The organism is Sphingomonas sp. AP28 (genome assembly GCF_056680455.1).
Genome location: NZ_CM155283.1, coordinates 3,003,828 through 3,029,887, shown reverse-complemented (window position 1 = coordinate 3,029,887; position 26,060 = coordinate 3,003,828). Strand labels below are relative to the sequence as shown.

The window sequence follows — 26,060 nt, the reverse complement described above, 5'->3', positions numbered from 1 at the left end:
CAGAGTTCCGAGCGCAGTCTTCCGTGACCCTGGATTCCTGCGTTCGCAGGAAAACCCTAGTCTAGCCCTGCGCTTACCTTTCCTCTAATCGCGCTTGAATGACCGATACACGAGTACCCACGCGCGTTTTCCCTAACGCCAGTCAGGATGCCGAGTCCGCCCGCGACTCCGTTTCCACCCCCCAGACGCAGCACCCGCATTACCGGCTCGCCTTCCAGGACATGGACTTCCTGTTGCGCGAAGACCTGCGGCCGGTGCGGTTCCAGCTCGAACTGCTGAAGACCGAACTCGTCCTCGACGAAGCCAAGATCGGCTCGACGTTCGTGTTCTACGGCTCCGCGCGCATTCCCGAGCCGTCCAAGGCGCAGGCTTTGCTGAAGCTTGCGACCGACGAGAAGTCCAAGAAGATCGCCGAGCGGCTGGTCGAGAAGTCGAAATATTACGACGTCGCACGTGAGCTGGCGGCCAAGGTCAGCGTGCTGCCGCGCGACGAGCGTGGCTGGCGGCAGTTCGTGGTGTGTTCGGGCGGCGGCCCGTCGATCATGGAAGCCGCCAACCGCGGCGCGGACGACGTCGGCGCCGAGTCGATCGGGCTGAATATCGTCCTGCCGCACGAGCAGGCGCCAAACCCGTACGTGACGCCGTCGCTGTCGGTGCAGTTCCACTATTTCGCGCTGCGGAAAATGCACTTCCTGCTGCATGCGCGGGCTCTGGCCGCGTTTCCGGGCGGGTTCGGGACGTTCGACGAACTGTTCGAGCTACTGACGCTGATCCAGACGGGCAAGATCCAGCCGATACCCGTTCTGCTATTCGGGCGCCAGTTCTGGGAGCGGGTCGTGAACTTCGACGCGCTGGTCGAGGAGGGCGTCGTCAGCGAGAAGGACCTGGGGATCTTCCGCTACGTCGAGACCGCGGACGAGGCCTGGGACGCGGTGCAGTCGTTCTATCGTGATCGGGCGGAGAAGGACGCTGCCGAGGGCTGAGCTTTCTCGCAGTTCCAACTACCACCCATTCCGTCATCCCGGCGCACGCCGGGACCCATGGACACGGAGCGTCCGTTTATGACGCTGACCGCAACCGTGGGTCCCGGCTTCCGCCGGGATGACGGAGTGGAGCGGGATCGGACCGTACACGGCGCCCCTAATCTTGGAACAACCCTCCCGCGCGATTGGCAGGGTGAATCCAGGCCGATCATCCCGGCCTGGAACCATTACTTCTCCGAGCGGGCGCCCTTGCGGGCTGCTTCCGGATCCACCGAAGGCGCACCCGAAGCGGGGGTTCCGGTGTTCGCGATATCCGCAGTCGGCGCGCCCTTCGTAGCCGCAGCCTCCGCCGCATTCGCCGTCGCAGGCTGATCCTTAGCCGCAGCATCCTTGCCAGCCGCCGGCGCAGCGCCAGCCGCAGGGGCCGCCGGCAGCGGCACGTTCGAGCCCTGCTGGTTGAGATACAGGATCACGTTCGCCCGGTCCTGCGCGTTGCCGAGGCCCGCAAACGTCATCTTCGTCCCCGGCGCGAACTTGCGCGGGCTGGTCAACCACGCGTTCATCTTGTCGAAGTCCCACTTGCCGCCGATACCGGCCAGCGCCGACGAGAAGGCGAAGCCGTTCTTGCCCTTGGCGATTTCCTCGCCGACGGTGCCGTACAGGTTCGGGCCGACGCCGTTCGCGCCGCCCTGGTTGATGGTGTGGCAGGCGGCGCACTTCTTGAACACTTCGGCGCCCTTGGCGGCGTCGGCGGTCGGCAGCAGCGAGGCGATCGGCACGTCGGCGGCGGCACCCTCGCCGCCCTCGGCGACCACGCCCTCAATCGCATAGCCCATCTTCTCGGGGCGCTCGCCGTGGAACATCATCCCGCCGACGATCGACAGCCCGAGCGCCGCACCACAGCCTGCGAGCACCCAGCCGGCGATCGTATTGGTCCGATTGTCCATCTTGTGCATCCGCCCTGTTCTGTTTGGGATAGCCATAGAAAACGCGGGCGCGCACCGCAAGCCGCGCTTGAAGGGCGAGTGTATGGCGGGCGGCGGCGCTTTACGCGGCTTGAACACGCAGGCAGCGCGCTTTAGGCGCTCGGCGCATGGAAAACTTCGCCGCACCCGCCCGCCCGATCGTCGCGCGGATGACCGACGCCGCCGCCGCCGAGCCCGCGCGCGCCGTCGCGTTCCAGGGCGCACCAGGCGCGAACAGCCACGTCGCCGCGGTCGAGGCGTTCCCCGACGGCCTGCCCCTGCCCTGTTTCGATTTCTCCGATGCAATCGACGCGGTGAAGGACGGCCGCGCCGATTGCGCGATCATCCCGATCGAGAATTCGCTGCATGGCCGCGTCGCCGACATCCACTTCCTGCTCCCCGAATCGGGGCTCGTCATCACCGGCGAGCATTTCCTGCCGATCCGCCATGCGCTGATGGCATGCGGCCCGCGCGACGGCATCCGCAAGGCGATGAGCCATCCGCAGGCGCTCGGCCAATGCCGCCATTGGCTGAAGGCGCACGGGATCGAGCCGGTGAGCTATCCCGATACCGCGGGCGCGGCGGCAGTGGTGGCTGAGTTGGGCGACCCCGAGATCGCCGCACTCGCACCGCCCGCTGCTGCGGCGCTGTATGGTCTCGAACTGCTCGCGACCGACATCGCCGATGCGGACCACAACACGACGCGGTTCGTTGTGCTGGCGCGCGGCGGCAAGCCTCCCGCGGCGCAGGAACCGATCGGTGGCGAATGGATGACGACGCTGATCTTCGAAGTGCGGAACGTCCCCGCCGCGTTGTACAAGGCGGTCGGCGGCTTCGCGACCAACGGCGTGAACATCACCAAGCTCGAAAGCTACCAGCGCAACGGCAGCTTCTCCGCGACGGAATTCTACGCGGACGTGGTCGGCAAGCCGGGCGACGCGAACCTCGACCATGCGCTGGAGGAACTCGGGTTCCATTCGAAATGGCTGCGCGTGCTGGGGACGTATCGGCAGGCACGCTCGCGGGGCTGACCTTACTTGCCCCCCTCCCTGGAAGGGAGGGGTTGGGGGTGGGTCGGGTTCCGCGCATCCGGACCGTTGGGGCTCGAGCCGGCCTACCCACCCCCGGCCCCTCCCTTCCAGGGAGGGGGGAAGCTCAGTTCGCCGCAGGCAACCTCAACCGCACCAGCAACCCACCAAGATCCTCGCTCTCCTCGAGAGCAACCGTCCCCTCGTAAATCTCCGCCACATCGCGCACGATCGCGAGCCCCAGCCCCGTCCCCGGCTTGCCCGTATCCAGCCGCACACCCCGATCGAAGATACGCACCCGCTCCTCTTCCGGAATACCGACGCCGTCGTCCTCCACCAGGAACTCGACGAAGCCCGACTGCGCGCCGACCGTCACGAACACGCTGCCGCCACCATATTTCGCAGCGTTCTCGATCAGGTTACCGAGCATCTCGTCGAGATCCTGCCGCTCGACATGCACCTGCAACCCGCGAGGCCCGGTCACGTCGATCCGAACATGCCGGTACAGCCGGCCGACTGCACGCTCCACCGACTCCAGGCTCGGCCACACATCCGCACGACTATGCGCGGATCCACGCCGCCCGACCGCCCGGGCGCGCGCGAGGTGGTGGTCGACCTGCCGCCGCATCGTCCGCGCCTCTCGGATGACCGTGTCGGCCAGATCGTCCGACTGCGCCGTCGCCGCGTTCATGATCACCGTCAGCGGCGTCTTCAACGCATGCGCAAGGTTGCCGGCATGCCGCCGAGCCTCCTCCGCCTGTCGCTCGTTATGCTCGATCAGCGCGTTGAGTTCTTCGACCATCGGCGCGACCTCGACCGGCATCGCGCTCGACACGCGGTTCGACTGGCCCGCCCGCATCCGCGCAATCTCCTCGCGCACCCGCCGCAGCGGCCACAGCCCGTAGAACGTCTGCAGCGCCGCCATCACGATCAGCCCGAGCGCGAGCAACGCAAAGCTGCGCACCAGCGTCCGCCGCAACGTCGTGATCTGCGCATCGAGCGCGTCGGTGCTCTGCGCGACCTGAAACCGCCAATGCACTTTTGAACCAGGGATGACGGCATCGCGTTCGACGATCTTCAGTTTCTCGTCCGGAAACTGGAGACTATCGTAGAAATGAGCACTGCGATCGTCGTGAATACCGCCGAACGCAAGCTTCCGGTCCCAAAGCGAACGCGACAGAAGATCGTCCTGGCCCTTGGCGGAAACTTGATAATACAGCCCGGAATACGGCTCCAAAAAACGCTGATCTGCCACGGCATCTCGCGTGAAGAGAACTTCGCCTTCGGGTCCAATCTCGGCTGAGTTCAACAGCGAGCGCAGGACATATTCGAGCTGGTCCTCAAAACTGCGCGTCACCGCCTGCGACAGCACGCGGTCCAACGCAAACCCGCCGCCGCTGAGCAAGACGAGGATCCAAATCGTCGCGATCAGGATCATGCGTCGCGACAGTGAACCCTTGACTGCGGCGGGCACGCGAAGCGGCGCCTCAGCGTTGAGGGAAGCGGGGGTCGGCGCGCTGTCCATCGTCAGCCGATCAGGCGTCCGGATCTTCGAGGCTGTAGCCGAGGCCGCGAATCGTCGTGATCACGTCCTGGCCGAGCTTCTTGCGAATGCGCGTCACGAACACTTCGATCGTGTTCGAATCGCGATCGAAATCCTGGTCGTAGATATGCTCGATCAGCTCGGTCCGGCTGACGACCTTGCCCTTGTGATGGAGCAGATAGCTCAGCAGCTTGTATTCCTGCGCGGTAAGCTTCACCGGCTCGCCGGCGCGCGTCACCTTGCCGCTGCGCGTGTCGAGGCGGATGTCGCCCGCAGTCAGCTCGGACGAGGCATTGCCACTCGCGCGACGGATCAGCGCACGCAACCGAGCGATCAGCTCCTCGCTCTGGAACGGCTTAGCGACGTAATCGTCCGCCCCTGCATCGAGCCCTGCAACCTTGTCCGACCAGCTGTCGCGCGCGGTGAGCACCAGCACGGGCATCGTCTTGCCCTCCTTGCGCCAGCGGTCGAGTACCGTCAGCCCGTCGATTTCCGGCAGGCCGAGATCGAGCACGACCGCGTCGTAATTCTCGGTCGAACCAAGGAAATGCCCTTCCTCGCCATCGACCGCGAGATCGATCGCATAGCCCGCCCCCTCAAGGGTGTTCTTCAGTTGCTGGCCGAGATTCGGCTCGTCCTCGACGATCAGAACGCGCATGATTATCCTCTCGATTGGGGTTTTCAGCGACCCGTGCGGCCGACGATCTGGCCGTTACGGCCATCGACGTCGACCCAGATGACGGTTCCATCGCGCAGGAATTTCAGCGTGTAAATGGCGCTGCCCGAATCATAGTCGGAGCCGAGATACTGCGCGCCCCGCATCGTCGGGATCACACGCGACTCGATCTCGCGCAAAGACGGCGCTCCGGTCTTGCGCGCCTGCAACGCCGACATCTGGTCGCTGCGGCGCTGCGGGGGTTCGCCCGCCAGCATGGGTGCGGCACCCATCAGGAACGGCGCAGCGGCCAGGGTTGCCAGCAAGGTTGCAGGGAAAAGCAGCATCTTCATGGCGGTGGCATAGGCCTCCCGCATTGAACAGCCTGTGAATGATCGCGACAGGCCGCCGACAGCACGAAGCCCGCGCGGTGTAACTTGCCTGCATCACTTCGCGCCCCTACGTGGCGCGAACATGGCAGCACCAATCTTAGCATACGAAGGCCTCGGACTCGTCCAGGGCTCGGGATGGCTCTTTCGCAATCTCGACATCCATATCGGACCGCGCGACCGGCTCGCGCTGATCGGCCGTAACGGCGCCGGCAAGACGACCTTGCTGAAGTTGCTCGGCGGCAGCGTCCAGGCGGACGAGGGACGCCGGACGATCGTCCCCGGCACCCGCGTCGTCATCCTGGAGCAGGAGCCCGACCTGCGCGGCTTCGCCACGCTGCGCGATTACGTGATGGCGGGCGACGATGCGCCGGTGAACTACGAGGCGGATTCGATCGCCGACCAGCTCGGCATCGACCTGTCGCGCGAAGCGGCTTCCGCATCCGGCGGCGAGCGGCGCCGCGCGGCAATCGTCCGCGCGCTGTCGCAGGACCCCGACGTGCTGCTGCTCGACGAGCCGACCAACCATCTCGACATCGGCGCGATCGAATGGATCGAGGACTGGCTCAAGCGCTTCCGCGGCGCGTTCGTCGTGATCAGCCATGACCGGACCTTCCTGACGCGGCTCACCAAGCAGACGCTGTGGCTCGATCGCGGCGCAATCCGGCGTGCGGAGATCGGCTTCGGCGGGTTCGAGGCGTGGACCGAGCAGGTCTATGCCGAGGAACAGCGCCAGGCCGAGAAGCTCGATGCGCGGCTGAAGCTGGAGGAGCATTGGCTGCTTCGCGGCGTCACCGGGCGGCGCAAGCGCAACCAGGGGCGTCTCACCAAGCTGCACGAGATGCGCGCCGAACGCGCCTCGATGATCGGACCGCAGGGCTCGGCGAACCTCACTACCGCGAGCGACGACACCAAGTCGAAGGTCGTGATCGACGCGAAGAACGTCACCAAGGTCTACGGCGACCGTACGATCATCGGCGACCTGACGCTCCGTGTAACGCGGGGCGACCGCATCGGCATCGTAGGCCGTAACGGCGCAGGCAAGTCGACCTTGCTCAAGCTGCTGACCGGCGAGATCCAGCCCGACAGCGGCACGATCAAGCTCGCGCAGACCCTGGACGCGGTGGTGATCGACCAGCAGCGCAGCCTGATGGCACCCGAGAAGACGGTCCGCGAAGTCGTCGTCGATGGCGGCGAATGGATCGACGTGCTCGGCGTGCGCAAGCACATCCACGGGTATCTGAAGGACTTCCTGTTCGACCCCAACATGGTCGACGCGAAGATCGGCTCGCTGTCGGGTGGAGAACGCTCGCGACTCCTGTTGGCGCGCGAGTTCGCCAAGCCCTCCAACCTGCTGGTGCTCGACGAGCCGACCAACGATCTCGATCTCGAGACGCTGGACCTGTTGCAGGAGGTGATTGGCGATTACGACGGCACCGTACTGATCGTCAGCCATGATCGCGACTTCCTCGACCGGACCGTGACGATCACGCTTGGGCTCGACGGCTCGGGCACCGTGGATGTCGTCGCAGGCGGCTACGAGGACTGGGAAAAGCGTCGAGTCTCGACGACCACCGGCAAACGTGCGTCGAAGAAGGTCTCGGCGACTGCTCCCGCCGTCGCTGCCGCCCCCCGCGCGAAGCTGACTTACAAGGACCAGCGCGACTACGACATGCTGCCCAAGCGGATCGAGGAACTCGACGCGCAGATGGCGGCTGATGCGATCAAGCTTGCCAAGCCCGATCTCTACATGCGGGACAATGCCACGTTCGCGAAGCTGACCAAGGCCATGGACGCTGCACGCGCTGAAAAGGAAGCTGCAGAGCTACGCTGGCTCGAGCTTGCAGAAATGGTTGAGGGCACGTCTTGAACTCGATTTAGCTGGACCTTTTTATCTTTGAGCAATACGGGAACTACCGACTAATTGCTGCGTTGCGGCAGTTCTGTTTGTTTATTCCGGAGATGTATATGAAGCTCAAGGCCCTTACCGGCGGCGCACTTGCCGTTGCAATGATGACCACCTCGGTTGCAGCGTCGGCTGCTCCTGCCAGCCTGTCGGTTGCGAACGCACGCGTTGGCTCGGCAACGTCCGGCAAGAACGAGCTCGCAGGCGGCGGCGGCATCTTCGCCCTCCTGATCGCAGCTGGCGTTGTCGCGATCGGCGTTGTCGCGATCGTCAAGGACGACAATTCGGACAGCAACTGATGTTGCCGGGCCGGCGCTTCGGCGTCGGCCCACCGTTTTGAAGGTTACAACGCCTTGCCAGCGCGACCGGCTAGATCGACTATATATTGCCACGCGACGCGGCCCGAGCGGCTGCCCCGACGTGTAGCCCAACCGATGGCCTCGCCCGGTTCGAACTTCAGATCATGTGTCGCCGCATAGGCCGCAACGATCGCCAGATATCCTTCTTGATCAAGCGCATGAAAGCCTAGGTTCAGGCCGAAGCGGTCCGACAGCGCCAGATGATCGTCCGCCGAATCGCGCGGATTGATTGCACTTTCCTGTTCGGCGATGTCGCGCGGTGCCAGATGCCGTCGATTGGCGGTAACCAGCAGCCGCACATTGGCTGGCCGAGGTTCCGCCCCACCCTCCAGCATCGATCGAAGCGCACGCGCCTCTGCCGGGACGTCGAACCCGAGGTCGTCGACGAATACGACGAATGCGCGCCTCACCTGCGTTAACGCCGCGAACAGCGTCGGCAGTCCGGCAAGTTCGGTGACCTCGACCAACGCGATATCGCCGCCTGAATCCTGCACGTCCGCTACCGCACTTTTGACGAGTGCCGACTTGCCGGTTCCCCGCGCACCCCACAGCAGGACGTCCTGCGCGGCATGCCCCGCCGCGAGATGCCGCAGATTGGCCAGCAGCGATGCCTTCTGTCGATCGACACCGATCAGCATATCCAACGGCAACGGTGCAAAACCCCGGGCCGGCTGCAGCCCCCCACCACGCCACACATAGGCAGGGTGCGCGCGCGGATCGGCGGCCGGCGGCGGGGGTGGCGACAGGCGTTCAAGCGCGGCGGCGATGCGGTCCAGCGGATCGGTCATGCGCGGCTTCTGACGACCCGCTTCCGAGGAGGCAAGAGTTCTAGCGGCAGGGCAAGCGGCATTCAGCCAAGCTGGCGGCGATGGCTCGCGATCGCCGCATCGCCCGGGGCGAGCCGGACCGCCTTGTCGAGCAGTTGGCGTGCGCCTTCGCTGTTCCCGTCCGCCGCCAGCGCGACACCATAGGCATCCGCCGCTGCCGCATTCATCGGTGACAGCATATACGCGGCCTTGCCGTAGCGCACCGCGATGGCCCCGTCGTCGCTGCCGGCATAGGCGAGGGCGAGATCGATCAATATCCCGCCGTCGCGATTGCCAACCCGGCGCCGCACGCCTTCCAGCGTTTCGATCGCCTTGTCCCAGTCTCCCGACGCGACCTGCCAATGACCCAGCAGGCGCAATCCGGTGAGGCTTTGTGGGTTCTGCGACAGATACAGCGCCAGCGAGGCCGCAGCGTCCTGTGCGCGCCCGGCCCGCCCCAGCGCATCGACCAGCCGCAACATCGTCGGCTCGTCGAACGACAGATCCGCCGCCCGTGCATAGACCTGGGCAGCCTCGGCGTACCGTCCCGCCACGACGAGCGAATCACCGAGCGCCAGCTGCGCCGCCGGTGCGCCCGGCCCCGCCACGACAAGCGCACGCGCCCGAGCGATCGCACCGGCGGTATCCCCCCGCGCAACTTGGGCGCGGATCACACCCAACATATAAGTCGGGTCGCTCGACGCCGCATCGGCGTCGGCCAGCAGCGCACCGACCGAATCGTCGGTGGCGAAAATCGCAGCGGGCGCTGTCCGCCCCCCCGCCGCCCGATCGAGGAACTGCGCGGCGGTCTGTGGATCCTCGGTCGCCTCGAACGCCCGCGCGATCACCGACAGCGAATAGCGGTCGGCATCGCCACGCAGCGCGATTGGCCGGAGGACGTCAAGCGCCGCCTGCGCGTCCCCCGACCGGAGCAACGCCGCACCGAGCAATCGGCGCGCGGTCACATTGAGCGGCTGGATCGCGACCAACTGTCGCCACGTGACCGCCGCCTGTTCGAACTTGCCCTGCGCATAGTCGAGACTGCCCGACAGCAACATCGCACCCGCCAAACCGGCAACCGCGCCACCGGTTCGCTGCAGTAGCCCGCGCGCCAGGTCGATGCGTCCTGCGCGCGCGGCCAATACCGCCTGAAGGTACAACGCCTGCGGGCTGCCCGGCCGCGCCAACAGCGCGCGATGCGTCGCCGCCAGCATGTCGGCATTCCGCCCCGCCTCGCCCAGCGTCGCCGCATATTCGATCAGCGCGGGGTGATAATAGGCGTCGCGCTGCAACGCTGCCTCGAACCACGGTAGCGCGGCAACGAGCCCGTAGCGGCTGCGAATGACCTCCCCCTGCAACGTCAGCGCCGAAGGTTCGCCCCGCGCCAGCGTCACCGCGCGGGCAGCAGCGACCAATGCGCCGCCCACATCGCCCGTCGTCAATCGGATGCGGCCAAGATCCGTCCACGCCGCGCCATCGTTCGGCACCTGCTCCACCAGCGCCCGAAGCACCGCCTGCGCCTCCACCGGCTTGCCTTGCGACGCCAGCGCGCGCGCCTGGATTCGCGCGGCGTAACCGGCATACCGCGGTTGCGCCTGCGCCGCCTCGTCGATCGCGCCATCTGGGTCGCCCTGCAGCAATCGCGCATGTGCCTGAAGCTGATGCAGGCGATCCGCGGGCAACCCCGCGTCGGTCGCCCGCGCCAGTTCCGCCTCCGCCGCAAGTCCGTCGCCGAGTTCGAGATACGCGCGCGCCAGCACCGCATGCGCGATCCCCAGCGTCGGGGCAGCTTTGATCGCGGCCTGCGCGTTGGTCCGCGCGGCACTGTAGTTCCCCGCCGCCAGCGTCGTCAGGCTGTCGGCCAGCGACCGTCGCGCATCTGGTTTCGGCGGACGTGTCGCGAGCGCGATCGCGACTCCCACGATCAGCAGGCACAGGACGCCGATCGCGACCAGCCGCGTATAGCGGGCGGCGACGATTCTGCGCACGTCGAGGCGCCGACGCCTGCCCCGACGCAGCAACGGATACCGATGCGTGCGCGTCGCCGCGGATCCGGTCTCAAGCATGGAGATCATAGCTTTTCAGGAGGTCGTACAGGGTCGGACGGCTGATCCCGAGCAACCGTGATGCGCCCGAGATATTGCCGTCGGCGCGCGCCAGCGCCTGGCGGATCGCTTTCCGGTCGGCGAGTTCGCGGGCGGCACGCAGGTTGAGCGCGGCGGCCTCCTCGCCCTTGCCGTCGAGGTCGAGATCGGCCGCCGTGACGAGCTTGCCGTCGGCCATGATGACCGCGCGCTTGATCCGGTTCTCCAGCTCGCGGACGTTGCCAGGCCAGCCCCAGCCGTCGATCGCGGCACGCGCATCGGGGGCCAGGCCGGTGACGACGGGGTTCATCGTCCGAGCATAGCGCGTGACGAAGTGCCGCGCGAGCAGCACCGCGTCGCCGGTCCGCGCGGCCAATGCCGGTATCCGCACGACGATCTCCGCGAGCCGGTAATACAGGTCCTCGCGGAACCGCCCGTCCGCGACCATCGCGTCGACGTTCTGGTGAGTCGCGCAGACGATGCGCGTATCGACCGGGATCGCTTTCCGGCCGCCGACCCGCTCGATCACGCGCTCCTGAAGGAACCGCAACAGCTTTACCTGGAGCGTGAGCGGCACGTCGCCGATCTCGTCGAGGAACAGCGTCCCGCCCGCGGCCTGCTCGATCTTGCCCTCGGTGGTCTTCACCGCGCCGGTGAACGCACCCTTCTCATGACCGAACAGCTCGCTTTCCAGCAAAGTTTCCGGAATCGCCGCGCAGTTGATCGCGACAAAATTCCCCCGTGACCGCGGTGACGCATCGTGCAACCCGCGCGCCAGCAGTTCCTTGCCGGTGCCGCTCGCCCCGAGCAGCATCACCGAGACATTGGCGGGCGCGACCCGCTCCAGCATGCGGGTCACCACCGCCATCTCGGGCGAAGCGCTGATCAACCCGCCGAACCCGCCCGCGTCGATCCGCGCGGCAAGCCTGCGGTTTTCGGTCTCCAGCGCATGGACATGGAACGCGCGGCTGACGATCATACCAAGCGCGTCGATGTCGATCGGCTTGGCGTAGAAGTCCCAGGCACCGTCAGCGATGGCCTGCAACGCACTTTCGCGCGCGCCGTGCCCGGAGGCGACGATCACCTTGGTATCCGGCTTCATCGCGAGGATGTCGCGCAGCGTGGCAAACCCTTCGGTGACGCCGTCCGGATCGGGCGGCAGGCCGAGGTCCAGCGTGACGACCGCGGGCTCATGCGCGCGCACCGCATCTAGCGCCTGCGCACGGTCGCTCGCCACGACGATCTCATAGCCCTCATACGCCCAGCGCAATTGTCGCTGCAGACCGAGGTCGTCCTCGACGATCAGCAGGACGGGACGCTCGTTATCGCTCACGCCGCTACCTCCAACGCCGCGACCGCGGGCAGGAGAATGCGGAAGCGCGTGCCCTCTCCCTCCCGGCTGACGATGTCGAGCGATCCGCCCATCGCATGCACCAGTTGCCGCGCCTCGAACGCGCCGATCCCGAACCCCGCGGGCTTGGACGACACGAACGGCTTGAACAGCTGATCGCGCACGAAGCCCGGCGTCATACCGCAACCATGGTCGATCACGTCGATCGCCACCTGATCGCCGACGCTGTCGACCGCCAGCAGGACTGGCGCATCCGCACCACTAGCCTCGACCGCATTCTGGACCAGCTGCCCCAGCACCTGTTCGAGGCGCACCGCGTGCCCGAGCGCCCAAGCCGGACCGCCCTGCGCGACGATCGGGTGCTGCGCCTTGCGGCCGGTCGCGACTCGCTCGACGATCGCGGCGACGTCGAGCGGCTGCAACGGTTCGCCGCGGACCGGTCCGTGCTGCGAAAGGCGCGCGAGCAGTACGTTCATGCGATCGGACGAGTCCTTCAGGGTAGCGACCATGTCGACGCGGAAGTCGGGGTTGTCGGCATGCCGCTCGGCGTTGCGGGCGACCAGCGTCAACTGGCTGACGAGGTTCTTGATATCGTGCAGGATGAACGCGAACCGGCGGTTGAACTCGTCAAACCGCGCCGCATCCGCCAGCGCCGCATGCGCGCGATCCTCGGCAAGGTAACTCGCCGCCTGCCGACCCGCGACTCGGAGCAAGTCAAAATCCTCCCAGTCGAGCGCCCGGTCGACCGGCGGGCGCGCCAGCACGATCGCGCCAACCAGCGTCCCGCCGTGCACCAGAGGCACGATCGCCCACGCCTCGGGACAGTCGCGGAGCCAGTCCGGAACGCTCGCCACGTCGTCGCCAGGCGCAGTGCCTGCACGGACGCGGTCCAGTTCGACGATCCGCGCGTCTTGCGCGAGATACCGCGCCAATGTCTCGTCGCGCGGACCATCGGCGACTCCAACCCAGTTCCATGTCGCACCCGGACCCAGCGACGCCCCATCGGGCACCAGCAACAGCCCCCCAGGCGAGTCGGTCAGGTCCGCGATCGACTTCACCACGCGACAATCGAGCGACTCCGCGCCGGAATCGGGTCGACCTAGCGTATCGGTGAAGCGCTGCCACTCCGCACGATAGTCATAGCGGTGGCGAAACAAATGCTTGGCCACCTTCACCTTAGCCCATGCCCGCAACCAGGGCGTCGACAGCAGCGCCACCACCATCGCCGTCGCACCGAACACGATCGCCGTCTGCGCCACCCGCGCATAGGGACCGGCAAGGCTGGCGACGATGGCGGTCGCAAGCGCGGTGATGCCCGCGTAGAGGACCAGCGCGATCGCCGACAAGGCGCGCACCGCGATCGGTCGCGACAAGGCGAGCGTCCACTCGCCGCTGCGATGCACGCCGACGACGAGCAGAGCCGCGACACCGATCATCACGACGCCCCGCGCGACGAACGCGATCGGCGCTGCCACCGTCGAGGCATAGGCCAAGGCCGCCACCAGCAGGTCGACGCCCCACATCGCCGCAAGCGACAGCATCACGAGCCGGACGCCGCCCCGCGATGTCGGCGCGGCCTGATACAGGTGATGCGTAAGTACGAGCGCGCTCACCGCCCCCATCATGCCGAGCATCGCGCGGGCGGACGCGACTGCGGCGAACGCCTCGTCATGCACCACGGCCATTTCCACGAACGCGAGCAGTGCCGCCGCTCCGGCAAGCGTCATCACCACCAGATACACCGCGTCCAGCGCCCGGTTGCCCGTACGATCGCGCCGCACCATTGCCAGCATGAACCCGAGCCAAGCGACATCGCGAACGCTGGCCGCGACGCGAGTCGCGATGTCCTGCGCCCCGATCCCCGCGACCGCGAGCGCCCAAAGACTCGTCGCGATCAGCCCCGCCAGCAACGCGCGATGCGGCCAATGCCCGCTCGGCCGCCGCATCTGCCCGAGCGCCACCGCGCCGAACAGCAACGCGGCAAGCGCATGGCTCCACAGGACCAAGGTCGTGATCACGCGCGGTCAGCTACAAAAATCACCGCGCGCCCGCCGGCCACAACACCACGCGGAGAGTCTGCAACAGGATCAGCATGTCGAGGAACGGCGAATAATTCTTCGCGTAATACAAATCGTATTCCAGCTTGTGCCGCGCATCCTCGATAGACGCGCCATACGGATAATTGATCTGCGCCCAGCCCGTGATCCCGGGCTTCACCATGTGCCGCTCGGCATAGAATGGCAGTTGCTCCTCGAGCTGCTGGACGAACTGCGGCCGCTCCGGACGGGGGCCGACGAAGCTCATCTCGCCCTTCAGCACGGTCCAGGTCTGCGGCAGCTCGTCGATCCGAACCTTCCGGATGAACCGACCGATACGCGTGATCCGCGGATCGTCCTCCGCCGCCCAGACCGCCTTGCCCGCGACCTCCGCATCCTGCCGCATCGACCGCAGCTTCAGGATGTCGAACCCCTCGTGATAAAGCCCGACACGACGCTGCCGATAGAAAGCGGGACCCTTCGATTCGAGCTTGATCGCGACCGCGGTGATCAGGATGATCGGCAGCGTGACGATCAGCAGCAGCCCGCTGGCGACGATGTCGAACGCGCGCTTGAATACGCTCGACAGCATCCGGCTGGAGGCGAACCCGTCCGAGAAGATCAGCCAGGACGGATTGACGCTCTTCAGGTCGATTCGCCCCGTCTCGCGTTCGAGGAAGCTCGATATCTCGCTCACCTGCACGCCGGTGGTGCGAACCCGGAGCAGATCCTTCATCGGCAGCGCGTTGCGGCGTTCGTCGAGCGCCAGCACGACCTCGCTCGCATTCTGATCGACGATATGCGCGGCGAGATTGGGGATGTCGGCGCGCGGCATCGCGCCTTTGACGACGGGGTCCGCCTCGCCCATCAGGACGAAGCCCGCGACGACGAAGTTCACGCCGGGCTGTTCGGCCAGCATCTCGATCCGCGCGGCACGCGTGCCCGCGCCGAGCACGACGATCCGTCGCTTGAACGTCTCGCCCCCGAGCGTCTTGCCGAGCAAGGCGCGAACCGCAACCATCAGCACCGTCGCGATCACCGTCGCGTACAGCAGGTTCGATCGCCACAGCGCGAGCGGGGGGACGAGGAAGAAGATCAGCGACAGGAACATCACGCCGAGCGACAGCGCCACCGCCAGCCGCGCGGCGGCAAAGCGCAGCGACAGGAACGACGCGACGCCGTACGCCCCGACCGCGACCAACGCGACCTGCAACGCGAGCGCGAACGTCAGCAACTGTGCGATTCGCGTATGGATCGGGGCCACGACCATGCCGATCTGGTGCGCGCGGATGATCCAACCGATCTCCGCCGACGCGATCAACAGCACCGCATCGACAAGGCCGAGCAGGAGGACCGCATAGGGTACGTAATGCTTGAAGAGCCGTATCATCGTTCGCTATCCCGACGCACCAATGTAAACGCTTCCGACACCTGATCGCTACGTTTCGCAGTAAAACACCAAAAAAGCCTGAAGACGGCCTGCCAATCCGATCATTCGGCGATTGGCGCGCGAAATTGCCGCGTTATAGCTCGGCGCCAGCAGGAGGCATCATGACCGCACGTAAGATCGTTCCCGTTATTCTGTCAGGCGGTTCGGGCACGCGCCTCTGGCCGATGTCGCGCCCCGAAATGCCCAAGCAGATGCTGGCGCTGACGGCGGACGAGACGATGCTGCAACTGACCGCGGGTCGCGCGTTCGGCGATCGCTTCGCCGCGCCGATCGTGGTCGCCAATGCCCGTCACGCCGACCTGGTCGAGCAGCAGCTGGCCGAGGCCGGCGCAACGCCGCAGGCACTGATCCTCGAGCCGATCGGCCGCAACACCGCGCCCGCCATCGCGCTCGCCGCGATCGCTGCGGGCGGTGGCGGCGACGCACTGCTGGTGATGCCGTCCGACCACGTCATCGGCGACGTTCCGGCCTTCCACGCCGCGATCGAGGCGGCGATGCCGCTCGTCACGCAAGGCTGGCTCGTCACGTTCGGTATCGCGCCGGACGCACCCGAGACCGGTTATGGCTGGATCCAGATCGGCGACGAGCTCCAGCCCGGCGTCAATCGCGTCGCGCGCTTCGTCGAGAAGCCCCCGCTCGACAAGGCGCAGTCGATGCTGGCGAGCGGCGATCATGCCTGGAACGGCGGCATCTTCCTGTTCCTCGCCGACGCCTATCTCGAAGCACTCGCGCAGTTCGATCCGGGCATCCTGACCGCCACGCAGGAGGCGATGGACAAGGCGCGTACCGAAGGAACTCGCATATACCCCGACGCGGTCGCCTTCGCCGCCTCGCCGGACGATTCGATCGATTACGCGGTGATGGAAAAGGCCGACCGGGTCGCGGTCGTGCCGGTCGCGATGGGCTGGAACGACGTCGGCAGCTGGGATGCGCTCCACGCGATCAGCGACACCGACGACGACGGCAACGCGCACCGCAGCCACGGCGACGGCGATGTGCTCGCGATCGATACGAAGAACTGCTTCGTCCGCAGCGACGGCGTCCGCATCTCGCTGGTCGGGGTCGAGGACCTGATCGTCGTCGCCAGCGGCAACGACATCCTGATCATGCCACGCGGCCGCAGCCAGGAAGTGAAGAAGCTGATCGAGGCGATGAAGAACGCAGTGCCGAAGAGCTGAGAACCGGAAACGGGCATCGGTCCGGTCGCGCGCCGGACCGATCGGACTACGGTTTTTTGCGGGTCTTCGGCACCTGAGACAGCCGCGTCAGCAGCGTCGGGATGTCCTCGGTGATCATCGTGTCGGTCGGCGTCTGCCAGGACGAGCGCAGCGTTTCGCCGACATCGTGCAATCGTGCGCCGGCTTCACGCCTGGATGTCTCGTTTCGCACGTCTACCTCACCTACGCATACACCCGACGGCATCCTTCGGGGGGTAAGGACACCGCCGGGCTCTCGGGTCAAACCGACGATACGCGCTGCGGTTCCGGCGGTTTCGCCATGGCCGACTGTTCCGCGCCGGTTCTTGTCGCAGACGCGCCGGGATCCTGGGTCGGGAAGCGCTGGCGGTCCGCGTGGCGATCGGCTTAGATGCGCGAAAGTTCACGGGAGAGTTCGTCATGGATCGTCGTCAGTTCCTCGCGTCGGGGGGTGTGGCCGCACTCGCCACCACGCTGCTGCCGTCGTCGGCCTTCGCGCAGTCGAGCGGCGACACCGCGCTCAACGCCGATTTCGAGCGGATATTCCAGCGCAGCGTGGCGCGGTCGCCCGAACTCGCGACGTCGCTGGGTCTCGACAAGGGGCCTCTCGCATTGCTGAAGGGGCAACTGTCGCCACGCACACCCGACAAGCGCGCACGCGACATCGCCGAGACGAAGGCGGCGCTCACCAGCCTGGCGCGCTATGACGGCGCGGGCCTGTCGCCTGCCGCCAAGCTGAACCTCGAAGTCGTGCGCTAGTCGCTCGCCACACAGATCGCCGCGCCCGAGAAATTCGGCATGGACAGCCCGATCCGCCCCTACCGGATCTTCCAGCAGGGCGGCGCCTATTTTCAGGTCCCGGACTTCCTCAACACCGCCCATACGATCAACGCGACGCCCGATGCCGAGGCGTATCTGTCGCGGCTCGACCAATTCGGCACGGTCCTGGATCAGGAAAGTGCGATGCAGCAGGCGGAGGCGGCACGCGGCCTGCTCGCGCCCGGTTGGTCGCTCGACCTGACGCTCGGCCAGATGCGCAAACTACGGAGCCAGCCGGCGGCCACGTCGAGCATCGTCCAGTCGCTGGTCAAGCGCGCCGCCGCCAAGGGCCTCACCGGCGACTGGCAGGCGCGCGCCGCCAAGATTGTCGACAGCAAGGTGTATCCCGCGCTCGACCGCCAGATCGCGCTGATCGAGCGATTGAAGCCGACCACCAAGCCCGGCGACGGCATCTGGCGCGTTCCCAACGGCGACGCGATCTACGCGATGGCGCTGAACCAGGCGACCACCACGACGATGAGCCCGGACGAGGTCCACCGCATCGGCCTGGCGCAGGTGGCGGAAATCACCGCGCAGCTCGACACGATCCTGAAGTCGCAAGGCTTCGCGACCGGTACCGTCGGCGAACGGCTCGCCAAGCTGAACGTGACGCCGGACCAGCTCTACGCGAACACCGCGGAAGGGCGCACCGAGCTGATCGCCGGCCTGAACGACGGCATCAAGGCGATGTACGCGAAGCTGCCCCAGGCGTTCTCCGAAGTGCCGACCCAGCCGCTCGAAATCCGTGCGGTCCCGGTCGAGATCCAGGACGGGGCATCGAACGGCTATTACAACCGCGCCTCACTCGATGGCAGCCGTCCGGCGATCTACTTCGTCAATCTGAAGGACGTCGGCGACTGGCCGAAATACACGCTGCCGTCGCTCACCTATCACGAGGGCGTGCCGGGACATCACCTCCAGATCAGCCTCGCGCAGGAATCGAAGGACATCCCGACGCTGCGCAAGATCGGCTTCTTCTCGGCCTATTCGGAAGGCTGGGCGTTGTATGCGGAGCAACTCGCCGACGAACTCGGTGCCTATGCGTCGCCGCTGGAGCGCGCCGGGTATCTCCAGTCGTTCCTGTTCCGCGCGACGCGACTGGTGGTCGATACCGGCATCCACGCGAAACGCTGGAGCCGCGAGAAGGCGACCGATTACATGGTCGCGACGACAGGCTTCGCGCGGCCGCGCACGCAGCGCGAGGTGGAACGCTACTGCACGCAGGCAGGCCAGGCGTGCAGCTACAAGGTCGGCCACATGGCATGGACGCGCGCACGGATGAAGGCGAAGGCCGCATTGGGCGACACATTCGACCTGAAGCAGTTCCACGATATCCTGAAGGAAGGGGCGATGCCGCTCACGATCTTGGAACGCCGCGTGGACGAACGGATCGCAGCGGTTCGCGGGCGGGCGTAAAACGGCGTGAAGGCCGCGATCATCGGGATGGCGGCGGTGCTGTCGGGGGCCGGTGCTCGCGACGATCCCCCGCGGCCATCCCCGTCGGACGCCATTCTCGAGGCCGAACTGATCGACGCGCACGCCCCCTACCCGCAGGCGCACGCCTCGACGATCGTGCAACTCGCCGACGGCAGCCTGATGGCCGCCTGGTTCGCGGGATCGGGCGAAGGCGATGCCGACGTCCGCATCTGGACGTCGCGCAGCAACGGCGGCGCGGGCGGCGAATGGACTGCCCCCAAGCCGGTAGCGTCGGGTGTCGGCCCCCACGGTCGCCGCCTTCCCACCTGGAACCCGGTCCTGTTCCAGCCCGCCCCCGGCGATCTCCGCCTGTTCTACAAGGTCGGGCCGAACCCGCGCGCATGGTGGGGCATGGTGATCCGCTCGACCGACGACGGCCGGAGCTGGAGCAAGCCGGAACGCCTGCCCGACGGCGTCCTGGGGCCGATCAAGAACAAGCCCGTCGTGCTCCGCGACGGCAGCTGGCTTGCACCGTCGAGCCGCGAGGAAGGCACCGCGGAGGCCAATTACTGGTCGCTCCGCATGGAACTTAGCACCGATCGCGGCGCGCACTGGACGGTCGAGCCGCCGATCGCCTCGCCGATGCATATCGAGGCGATCCAGCCCAGCGTGCTGTCCTATCCCGACGGGCGGCTCGAACTGATCGCCCGTACCCGCCAGGGCGCACTCGCGATGAGCTGGTCGAAGGATACCGGTCGGACCTGGTCGCCGCTCGCCGCGATCGACCTTCCCAACCCGAACGCGGGCACCGATGCGGTGACGCTGCGCGATGGGCGACAGCTGATCGTGTACAACCACGCCGGTCATTGGCCCGACCGTCCGGGCGACGGACCGCGCTGGCCGCTCAATCTCGCTTTGTCCGACGATGGCGTGCGGTGGCATCCGGTGCTGACGCTGGAGAGCGAGCCGCTGCCCGACGGCTATGCCTATCCCGCGGTGGTCCAGACGCGCGACGGGCTCGTCCGGATCACCTACACCTATGATCGCAAGCACATCAAATACGTCGTGGTAGACCCGCGCCTGCTGCACTGATGGGGGGCGGCGTTTAACACCGCACCCCAAACATTCAGATGCCGATCACTTGCCGCTCGCGCCGAGCGTCTGCGCGGCCACGCGGACCGTTGCCGTCTGCACGATATCCGCCGCCGACGTCGCCAGCATGACCTTGTAGTCGCCAGCGGCGATCTTCCACCCGCCGCTGGCGACGTCGAACGTCGCGAGCAGCCGCGGATCGATCGTCACCGATACCGTCTGGCTCTTGCCGGGTGCCAGATCGACCTTGCGGAACCCGCCCAGCCGCTTGGGCGCTTCCCAGCCCGCACCCGACACATAGATCTGCGCAACCGCCTTGCCCTGCACCGCACCCGTATTCTGGACGGTAAAGTCCGCCTTGACGCCCTTGCCGGCGGGCGCCGCGGTCAGGCCGGTCATCGCGAAGTTCGTGTAGGAAAGGCCGTAGCCGAACGGGAACAGCGGTTTGGCGCCGGTCTTGTCGAACCACTTATAACCGACCGCGGCGCCCTCGATGTCGTAATTGCCCATCGGATGCGAATCGCGGTCGAGCTTGGGATCGCCTTCGAGCTTCGGGCGCGGGATCTGCGCGAGCGACGCCGGGAAGGTCGCGGGCAGATGCCCCGACGGGTTTACCTCGCCGGTCAGCACGCGCGCAATCGCCTCGCCGCCAGCCGTACCCGGATACCACGCCTCCAGCACCGCGCCGACCTTACTGAGCCACGGCATCACCACCGGCCCGCCCGTTTCGAGCACGACAACCGTCTTCGCGTTCGCCCCCGCGACCGCGTCGATCAGCGCGTTCTGGCCAGCCGGCAGGTTCAGGTCGGGCACGTCGAACGACTCCCCGGTCCACTGCTCGCCGAACACGATGACGACGTCCGCGTTCCGCGCCGCCGCGGCGGCCGCCTTGACGTCCTTGCCGTCGAGATACGTCACGCTCGCGCCGGTCCGCGCCTGCAGCGCCTTCATCGGTGACGACGCGTGATAGGTCTTGGGCCCCGGGAACCCGCTCGGGAACTCGTCCGCCACGATCAAACCGTTGGCCGGGGCATTGTGCGAATAGACCTGGCTCGAACCGCCACCCGACAACACGCCGACATCGGCATGCGCGCCGATCAAAAGGATCGACTTGGCCGACTTGGCGATCGGTAGCAGCCCGGCGGTGTTCTTGAGCAGGACGATGCCCTCTTCCGCATCCGCGCGAGTCACCGCAGCATGCGCGGCATAGTCGATCCTGGTCGCCTGGTCGCCGCTCACGACCGTGTCGAACGCGCCCACGGAGAACATCCCCCACAGCACGCGACGCGCCATGTCGGTCGCGCGCGCTTCGCTGACATGGCCGTTGTTGACTGCCTCGCGCAGCGCATCCGCGAAGTACGCCGAGCGATCGAACGCCCAGCCGGACTGCTGGTCGAGCCCGGCATTGGCCGCCTCGCTGGTCGAGTGCGTCGCGCCCCAGTCGGACATCACATAGCCCTTGAAGCCCCAATCACGTTTCAGGACTTTGTTGAGCAACCAGTCGTTCTCGCACGCATAATGGCCGTTCACGCGGTTGTACGAGCACATCACCGAGCCGGGCTGGCCGACCTCGTTGGCGATCTCGAACGCGAGCAGGTCGGACTGGCGCGCAGCCTGTTCGCCGATCTTGTGATCGATGTTGTTGCGGTTCGTCTCCTGCCCGTTGAACGCGTAATGCTTCATCGTCGACACGACGTGCTGCGACTGGATCCCCTTGATCTCGTGCCCGGTAATGACGCCCGCCAGCAACGGATCCTCACCGCCATATTCGAAATTGCGGCCGTTCCGCGGCTCGCGCGTCAGGTTCATCCCGCCCGCAAGCTGCACGTTGAAGCCCGACAGGAACGCCTCGTTGCCGATCATCGCGCCGCCGGCCTGCGCCAGCTCGGGATTCCAGGTCGCCGCGGTAGCGATCCCCGACGGCAGCGAGGTACGCAGCCGCGGCGTCGGCCCGCGCTGGCTGGCGACACCGACGCCGGCATCCGTCTGCCACTGGCTGGGGATACCGAGCCGCGGGATGCCGGGCACGATCCCGGCGGACGCGGGCAAGCCGTCCTTCGGGTAGACCCAGTTCTTGACCGGCGTCTTGAGCCAGTCGGCATTGGTCGCAAAGTATCCGAAGGTGAGTTGCAGCTTCTCGTCGAGCGTCATCTCTTTCAGCAGGAGGTCGACACGCGCATCGGCGCCCAGCGCGGTGTTCATCCACGGCCGCGCCTTGGGAGCCTCGGTCCGCGCCGCCGCCGCACCGGGTGCGTTGTTGGTCGTCTGCGCCACGGCGGGCGCTGCGATCGCCAGCACCGATCCCGCGAGCAAGCGGACGAACAGGGCGCGGGAACGGAATGCGGTCATGGGCTTCACTTTCACGAGAATCTAGTATGCCGTGTGTGCCGCGTTCGTCGCGTTACCGCAACCAGCCGTCGCACGCCGCGTGTACGCTCACGCCTGGCCAAAGCCACCCCCGCCGGGGGTCCCTATAACGAACACGTCACCCGCGTGCATGTCGACTTTGGCCGTCGAGCCGAGCCGTTCGACGCTGCCATCCGCGCGCTCGACCGTCGCCGAGCCGAGCCCGCCACTGTCACCGCCGGCCATCCCAAACGGCGGGATGCGGCGGCGGTTGGCGAGGATGCAGGCGGTCATGTCCTCGAGGAAGCGCACGCGCCGCGTCGCCCCGTCGCCGCCGTGGTATGCGCCCGCGCCGCCCGAGCCGGCGCGGATCGAGAACTCTTCGAGCAATACCGGGAAGCGCGTCTCGAAGATTTCCGGGTCGGTGAGCCGGCTGTTGGTCATGTGCGTCTGGATCACCGACGCGCCGTCGAAGCCGGGACCCGCACCTGCTCCCCCCGCGATCGTCTCGTAATATTGGTGCGTGTCGTTGCCGAAGGTGAAGTTGTTCATCGTCCCCTGACTCGCCGCGATCGCACCGAGCGCACCGAACAGCGCGTCGGTGACGACCTGGCTGGTTTCGACGTTGCCCGCGACGACCGCGGCCGGATAGCGCGGGTTGAGCATCGAGCCTTCGGGCACGCGGATCGTCACACCGCGCAGGCAGCCGTCGTTGAGCGGTACCGCCTCGTCGATCAGCGCGCGGACGACGTAGAGAACGGCCGCGCGGACGATCGAGACGGGGGCATTGAAGTTGGTCGGGCGCTGGTCGCTGGTACCGGCGAAGTCGACCTCCATCGTCGCAGCCTCGCGATTGACGCGGACTGCCACGCGCACGACTGCGCCGTCGTCCATCTCGTAGGCAAACGCGCCGTCATCGAGCGTTGCTATCAGGCGCCGGACGGCGGCGTCGGCATTGGCCTGGACGTGTTCCATGTAGGCCGCGACGACGTCGGTGCCGTACTCATCGGCCAGTCGCGCGAGCCCTGCCGCCCCGCGCGTGCAGGCTGCCAACTGTGCGGCGAGATCGGCAATGTTCTGGTCGATGTTGCGCGCCGGATAGGGCCCGCCAGCGAACACAGCGCGCAGTTCGGCTTCGAGGAACCGCCCTTCGTCGACCACCAGCACGTCGTCGAGCAGCACGCCTTCTTCCTCGACCGACCGGCTCTCGGGGGGCATCGATCCTGGGGTAATCCCGCCGACGTCCGCGTGATGCCCGCGGGCCGCTACGAAGAACGCGGGCGCATCGCCGTCATCTGCAAAGACCGGCATGATGACAGTGATGTCGGGCAGGTGCGTGCCGCCACGATACGGCGCATTGAGTGCGTAGGCGTCACCGCGGCGGATACCGCGGCCGTCTGCACCGCCGCCCCGCGCGTCGATGATCGTGCGGATGCTCTCGCCCATCGAGCCCAGATGGACCGGGATGTGCGGGGCGTTGGCGACGAGGTTGCCGTGCGCGTCGAACAGCGCGCAACTGAAGTCGAGGCGCTCGCGAATGTTGACCGAGGCGGCGGAGCGCTGGAGCGCGGCGCCCATCTCCTCGGCGATGCTCATGAACAGACCGGCGAATATCGCCAGTCGGACCGGGTCGGTCTCGGTGCCTATGCTCGCGCCGACACGGGGGGCGATGCGGTCGAGGATCAGATTGCCGATCGGATCGACGCGCGCGCGCCAGCCGGGCTCGACGATGGTGGTCGAGACGCTGTCGAGGATCAGCGCGGGGCCGTCGATGGCGTGACCGGCGGGCAGGCCTTCGCGCGCTAGGACGGGCGTGTCGTGCCATACACCGGCCATATAGACGGGGGCGACGGACAGGGGCGCGGCTGGCTCTTCGGGGAGCGCGACGAGCGCGGCGGCAATCGGCGGACTCTCGGCGATGGCTTCGGCAACGATACGGTCGGCGATCAGCGGTGCTTCGCTGGCAAAGCCGAACTGCACGATATGCGCGGCGTCGAACGCGACGATCATTGCTGCCGGGTCGTCGAGATCGAGTTCGATAGTGTGGTCGGTCTGGCCTCGCCGCAGATGCACGCGGAGTTCGATCCGAACGTCGTCCGCCGTGACGCCCTGGGCTACCAGTGCTTCGCGCGCAGCCTCCGCTAGCCCCTCCAACGCTTTGACGATCTCAGCGTAATTCGTGAACGTTGCGCCCGAGGTCGCCTCGCGCAGAACCCGGCGATCGGCCAACCCCATCCCATACGCCGACAGCACACCGGCCAGCGGGTGGATCATCACGCGGTCCATCGCCAGCGCATCCGCGACCAGGCACGCATGCTGCCCCCCGGCTCCACCGAAGCACGCCAGCGTATAGCGCGTCACGTCATGCCCGCGCGCGACGGAAATCGTCCGGATCGCATTCGCCATATTCGCCACCGCGACCGCGACGAACCCTTCGGCGGCGACTTGCGGATCGAGCGGCAACTCCGCGAACCGGGCCGCCACCGCTTCGGCATCGAGGGGCTGGTCTCCTGCCGGTCCGAACAGCGCTGGGAAGAATTCAGGGCGCACTTTTCCGAGCATCACGTTGCAGTCGGTGACGGTCAGCGGCCCACCGCGGCGGTAACACGCCGGCCCCGGCACCGCACCCGCGCTCTCGGGGCCGACGATCAGTCGCTCGCCGTCGAACCGGCAGATCGAACCGCCGCCCGCCGCGACGGTGTGGATCCGCAGCATTGGCGCGCGGATGCGGGCGCCGGCGATCAGCGTCTCGGTGTCGCGTTCGTACGTGCCGGCGTAGTGCGAGACGTCGGTCGAGGTGCCCCCCATGTCGAAACCGATGATGTGCGCGAACCCGGCCTCGCGCGCGGTCGCGGCCATGCCGACGATACCGCCCGCCGGCCCCGACAGGATCGCGTCCTTGCCGCGAAAGCCTGCGCCGTCGACCAGTCCGCCCGACGACTGCATGAACAATGCACCCTGCCCCAGCGCCTCACTAAGTCCCGCGACATAGCGATCGACGACCGGCGACAGATACGCATCGACGACGGTCGTATCACCGCGCCCAATCAGCTTGATCAGAGGTGCGACGCGGTGGCTGACCGAAATCTGCGTGAAGCCGATCTCGGCCGCGATTGCCGCCAGCGCCTCCTCGTGCGCCGTGAAGCGATAGCCGTGCACAAGAACAATCGCGACGGCGCGCAGTCCGCTATCAAAAGCAGCCTGCAAGCCCGCGCGCGCCGCGTCGACGTCGAGCGGCCGGAGCACGTCGCCCTCCGCGCCGACCCGCTCGTCGATCTCCACCACATGCGCGAACAGCGGCGGTGGGCGGTTCACGTCGCGCGCGAAAATATCGGACCGCTCCTGGTGCCCGATCAGCAGCGCATCGCCAAATCCGCAGGTGATCGCGAGACACGTCGGCTCGCCCTTGCGCTCGAGCAGCGCGTTGGTCGCGACCGTAGTCCCGATCCGCAGTTCGAGCGGCACGTCCGCCCCCTCGGTCAGTCGCCGAATCGCCTCGACCGCGGCATCATCATAGCGCTCGGGATCTTCCGACAGCAACTTGGCGGTGACGATCCGTCCGTCGGGTTGCCGCGCGACGACATCGGTGAACGTGCCGCCGCGATCGATCCAGAACTGCCATGTGGTCATCGGTTA

At 66.9% G+C, this 26,060-nt stretch carries 18 protein-coding genes and 1 pseudogene; 7 read left to right on the top strand and 12 right to left on the bottom strand.

The genetic code is table 11. The features are described from left to right. Positions 1–98 precede the first annotated feature (98 nt). Positions 99–983 carry an LOG family protein gene (locus AC1MH0_RS13950; protein WP_480963275.1) on the top strand — a complete coding sequence of 295 codons (885 nt, stop codon included), beginning with the start codon at positions 99–101 and terminating at the stop codon, positions 981–983. Positions 984–1,210: 227 nt separating this feature from the next. On the opposite strand, the gene AC1MH0_RS13945 is transcribed toward AC1MH0_RS13950, so the two are convergent. Further along, the gene (locus AC1MH0_RS13945) at positions 1,211–1,930 is read right to left on the bottom strand and encodes a c-type cytochrome (protein ID WP_480963274.1); all 720 of its coding nucleotides are present in this window, start codon (positions 1,928–1,930) and stop codon (positions 1,211–1,213) included. 146 nt (positions 1,931–2,076) lie between these two features. On the opposite strand from AC1MH0_RS13945, the gene AC1MH0_RS13940 reads away from it, so the two are divergent. Beyond that, positions 2,077–2,979: a prephenate dehydratase gene (locus AC1MH0_RS13940; RefSeq protein WP_480963273.1), complete on the top strand. Its 903-nt coding sequence runs from the start codon at positions 2,077–2,079 to the stop codon at positions 2,977–2,979. Between the two features lie 124 nt (positions 2,980–3,103). On the opposite strand, the gene AC1MH0_RS13935 is transcribed toward AC1MH0_RS13940, so the two are convergent. From AC1MH0_RS13935 to AC1MH0_RS13925, 3 genes are all read right to left on the bottom strand, one after another. Continuing rightward, positions 3,104–4,414 carry a sensor histidine kinase gene (locus tag AC1MH0_RS13935; RefSeq protein WP_480963272.1) on the bottom strand — a complete coding sequence of 437 codons (1,311 nt, stop codon included), beginning with the start codon at positions 4,412–4,414 and terminating at the stop codon, positions 3,104–3,106. Positions 4,415–4,511: 97 nt separating this feature from the next. Beyond that, positions 4,512–5,177: a response regulator transcription factor gene (locus tag AC1MH0_RS13930; RefSeq protein ID WP_056061146.1), complete on the bottom strand. Its 666-nt coding sequence runs from the start codon at positions 5,175–5,177 to the stop codon at positions 4,512–4,514. A gap of 23 nt (positions 5,178–5,200) precedes the next feature. Continuing rightward, positions 5,201–5,527, bottom strand: coding sequence for a PepSY domain-containing protein (locus tag AC1MH0_RS13925; RefSeq protein WP_480963271.1), 327 nt, complete (start codon positions 5,525–5,527; stop codon positions 5,201–5,203). 121 nt (positions 5,528–5,648) lie between these two features. On the opposite strand from AC1MH0_RS13925, the gene AC1MH0_RS13920 reads away from it, so the two are divergent. Both AC1MH0_RS13920 and AC1MH0_RS13915 read left to right on the top strand, forming a co-directional pair. Continuing rightward, entirely contained in the window at positions 5,649–7,433 is a 1,785-nt protein-coding gene (locus AC1MH0_RS13920) for an ABC-F family ATP-binding cassette domain-containing protein (RefSeq protein ID WP_480963270.1), read from the top strand. Between the two features lie 98 nt (positions 7,434–7,531). Beyond that, positions 7,532–7,768: a hypothetical protein gene (locus AC1MH0_RS13915; RefSeq protein ID WP_480963269.1), complete on the top strand. Its 237-nt coding sequence runs from the start codon at positions 7,532–7,534 to the stop codon at positions 7,766–7,768. Positions 7,769–7,812: 44 nt separating this feature from the next. Here AC1MH0_RS13915 and AC1MH0_RS13910 read toward each other — a convergent pair whose 3' ends face one another. From AC1MH0_RS13910 to AC1MH0_RS13890, 5 genes are all read right to left on the bottom strand, one after another. Further along, a complete protein-coding gene (locus tag AC1MH0_RS13910; RefSeq protein WP_480963268.1) occupies positions 7,813–8,616 on the bottom strand; it encodes a DUF815 domain-containing protein in 804 nt (267 codons plus the stop codon). A 62-nt stretch (positions 8,617–8,678) separates the two neighbouring features. Next, the gene (locus AC1MH0_RS13905; protein ID WP_480963267.1) at positions 8,679–10,622 is read right to left on the bottom strand and encodes a tetratricopeptide repeat protein; all 1,944 of its coding nucleotides are present in this window, start codon (positions 10,620–10,622) and stop codon (positions 8,679–8,681) included. A 70-nt stretch (positions 10,623–10,692) separates the two neighbouring features. Then, positions 10,693–12,051 carry a PEP-CTERM-box response regulator transcription factor gene (gene prsR, locus AC1MH0_RS13900; RefSeq protein ID WP_480963266.1) on the bottom strand — a complete coding sequence of 453 codons (1,359 nt, stop codon included), beginning with the start codon at positions 12,049–12,051 and terminating at the stop codon, positions 10,693–10,695. Then, entirely contained in the window at positions 12,048–14,087 is a 2,040-nt protein-coding gene (gene prsK / locus AC1MH0_RS13895) for an XrtA/PEP-CTERM system histidine kinase PrsK (protein ID WP_480963265.1), read from the bottom strand. Before prsK ends, prsR begins: the two co-directional genes overlap by 4 nt. Positions 14,088–14,106: 19 nt before the next feature. Continuing rightward, on the bottom strand, positions 14,107–15,495 hold the full coding sequence (locus tag AC1MH0_RS13890) for a TIGR03013 family XrtA/PEP-CTERM system glycosyltransferase (protein ID WP_480963264.1): 1,389 nt from the start codon (positions 15,493–15,495) through the stop codon (positions 14,107–14,109). Between the two features lie 161 nt (positions 15,496–15,656). Between AC1MH0_RS13890 and AC1MH0_RS13885 the strand changes: the two genes are divergently transcribed. Further along, complete coding sequence (locus tag AC1MH0_RS13885) at positions 15,657–16,733, top strand: mannose-1-phosphate guanylyltransferase/mannose-6-phosphate isomerase (RefSeq protein ID WP_480963263.1); 1,077 nt, start codon at positions 15,657–15,659, stop codon at positions 16,731–16,733. Between the two features lie 46 nt (positions 16,734–16,779). On the opposite strand, the gene AC1MH0_RS13880 is transcribed toward AC1MH0_RS13885, so the two are convergent. Further along, on the bottom strand, positions 16,780–16,944 hold the full coding sequence (locus AC1MH0_RS13880; protein ID WP_192975145.1) for a hypothetical protein: 165 nt from the start codon (positions 16,942–16,944) through the stop codon (positions 16,780–16,782). A gap of 227 nt (positions 16,945–17,171) precedes the next feature. Here AC1MH0_RS13880 and AC1MH0_RS13875 point away from each other — a divergent pair. Then, a pseudogene (locus tag AC1MH0_RS13875) lies at positions 17,172–18,986 on the top strand (DUF885 domain-containing protein). Positions 18,987–18,992: 6 nt separating this feature from the next. Next, entirely contained in the window at positions 18,993–20,078 is a 1,086-nt protein-coding gene (locus AC1MH0_RS13870; protein WP_480963262.1) for a sialidase family protein, read from the top strand. 45 nt (positions 20,079–20,123) lie between these two features. On the opposite strand, the gene AC1MH0_RS13865 is transcribed toward AC1MH0_RS13870, so the two are convergent. Then, complete coding sequence (locus AC1MH0_RS13865; RefSeq protein WP_480963261.1) at positions 20,124–22,427, bottom strand: glycoside hydrolase family 3 C-terminal domain-containing protein; 2,304 nt, start codon at positions 22,425–22,427, stop codon at positions 20,124–20,126. Between the two features lie 87 nt (positions 22,428–22,514). Beyond that, positions 22,515–26,054, bottom strand: a complete 3,540-nt coding sequence (locus tag AC1MH0_RS13860) for a hydantoinase B/oxoprolinase family protein (RefSeq protein WP_480963260.1) — start codon at positions 26,052–26,054, stop codon at positions 22,515–22,517. Between the last annotated feature and the right edge of the window lie 6 nt (positions 26,055–26,060).

What these genes read in the sequence shown, in the direction of transcription:
- AC1MH0_RS13930 (WP_056061146.1), bottom strand. Translation starts at nt 5,177, where the DNA reads ATGCGCGTTCTGATCGTCGAGGACGAGCCGAATCTCGGCCAGCAACTG.
- AC1MH0_RS13945 (WP_480963274.1), bottom strand. Translation starts at nt 1,930, where the DNA reads ATGGACAATCGGACCAATACGATCGCCGGCTGGGTGCTCGCAGGCTGT.
- AC1MH0_RS13940 (WP_480963273.1), top strand. Translation starts at nt 2,077, where the DNA reads ATGGAAAACTTCGCCGCACCCGCCCGCCCGATCGTCGCGCGGATGACC.
- AC1MH0_RS13920 (WP_480963270.1), top strand. Translation starts at nt 5,649, where the DNA reads ATGGCAGCACCAATCTTAGCATACGAAGGCCTCGGACTCGTCCAGGGC.
- AC1MH0_RS13950 (WP_480963275.1), top strand. Translation starts at nt 99, where the DNA reads ATGACCGATACACGAGTACCCACGCGCGTTTTCCCTAACGCCAGTCAG.
- AC1MH0_RS13885 (WP_480963263.1), top strand. Translation starts at nt 15,657, where the DNA reads ATGACCGCACGTAAGATCGTTCCCGTTATTCTGTCAGGCGGTTCGGGC.
- AC1MH0_RS13925 (WP_480963271.1), bottom strand. Translation starts at nt 5,527, where the DNA reads ATGAAGATGCTGCTTTTCCCTGCAACCTTGCTGGCAACCCTGGCCGCT.
- AC1MH0_RS13935 (WP_480963272.1), bottom strand. Translation starts at nt 4,414, where the DNA reads ATGATCCTGATCGCGACGATTTGGATCCTCGTCTTGCTCAGCGGCGGC.
- AC1MH0_RS13890 (WP_480963264.1), bottom strand. Translation starts at nt 15,495, where the DNA reads ATGATACGGCTCTTCAAGCATTACGTACCCTATGCGGTCCTCCTGCTC.
- AC1MH0_RS13915 (WP_480963269.1), top strand. Translation starts at nt 7,532, where the DNA reads ATGAAGCTCAAGGCCCTTACCGGCGGCGCACTTGCCGTTGCAATGATG.
- AC1MH0_RS13910 (WP_480963268.1), bottom strand. Translation starts at nt 8,616, where the DNA reads ATGACCGATCCGCTGGACCGCATCGCCGCCGCGCTTGAACGCCTGTCG.
- AC1MH0_RS13860 (WP_480963260.1), bottom strand. Translation starts at nt 26,054, where the DNA reads ATGACCACATGGCAGTTCTGGATCGATCGCGGCGGCACGTTCACCGAT.
- AC1MH0_RS13865 (WP_480963261.1), bottom strand. Translation starts at nt 22,427, where the DNA reads ATGACCGCATTCCGTTCCCGCGCCCTGTTCGTCCGCTTGCTCGCGGGA.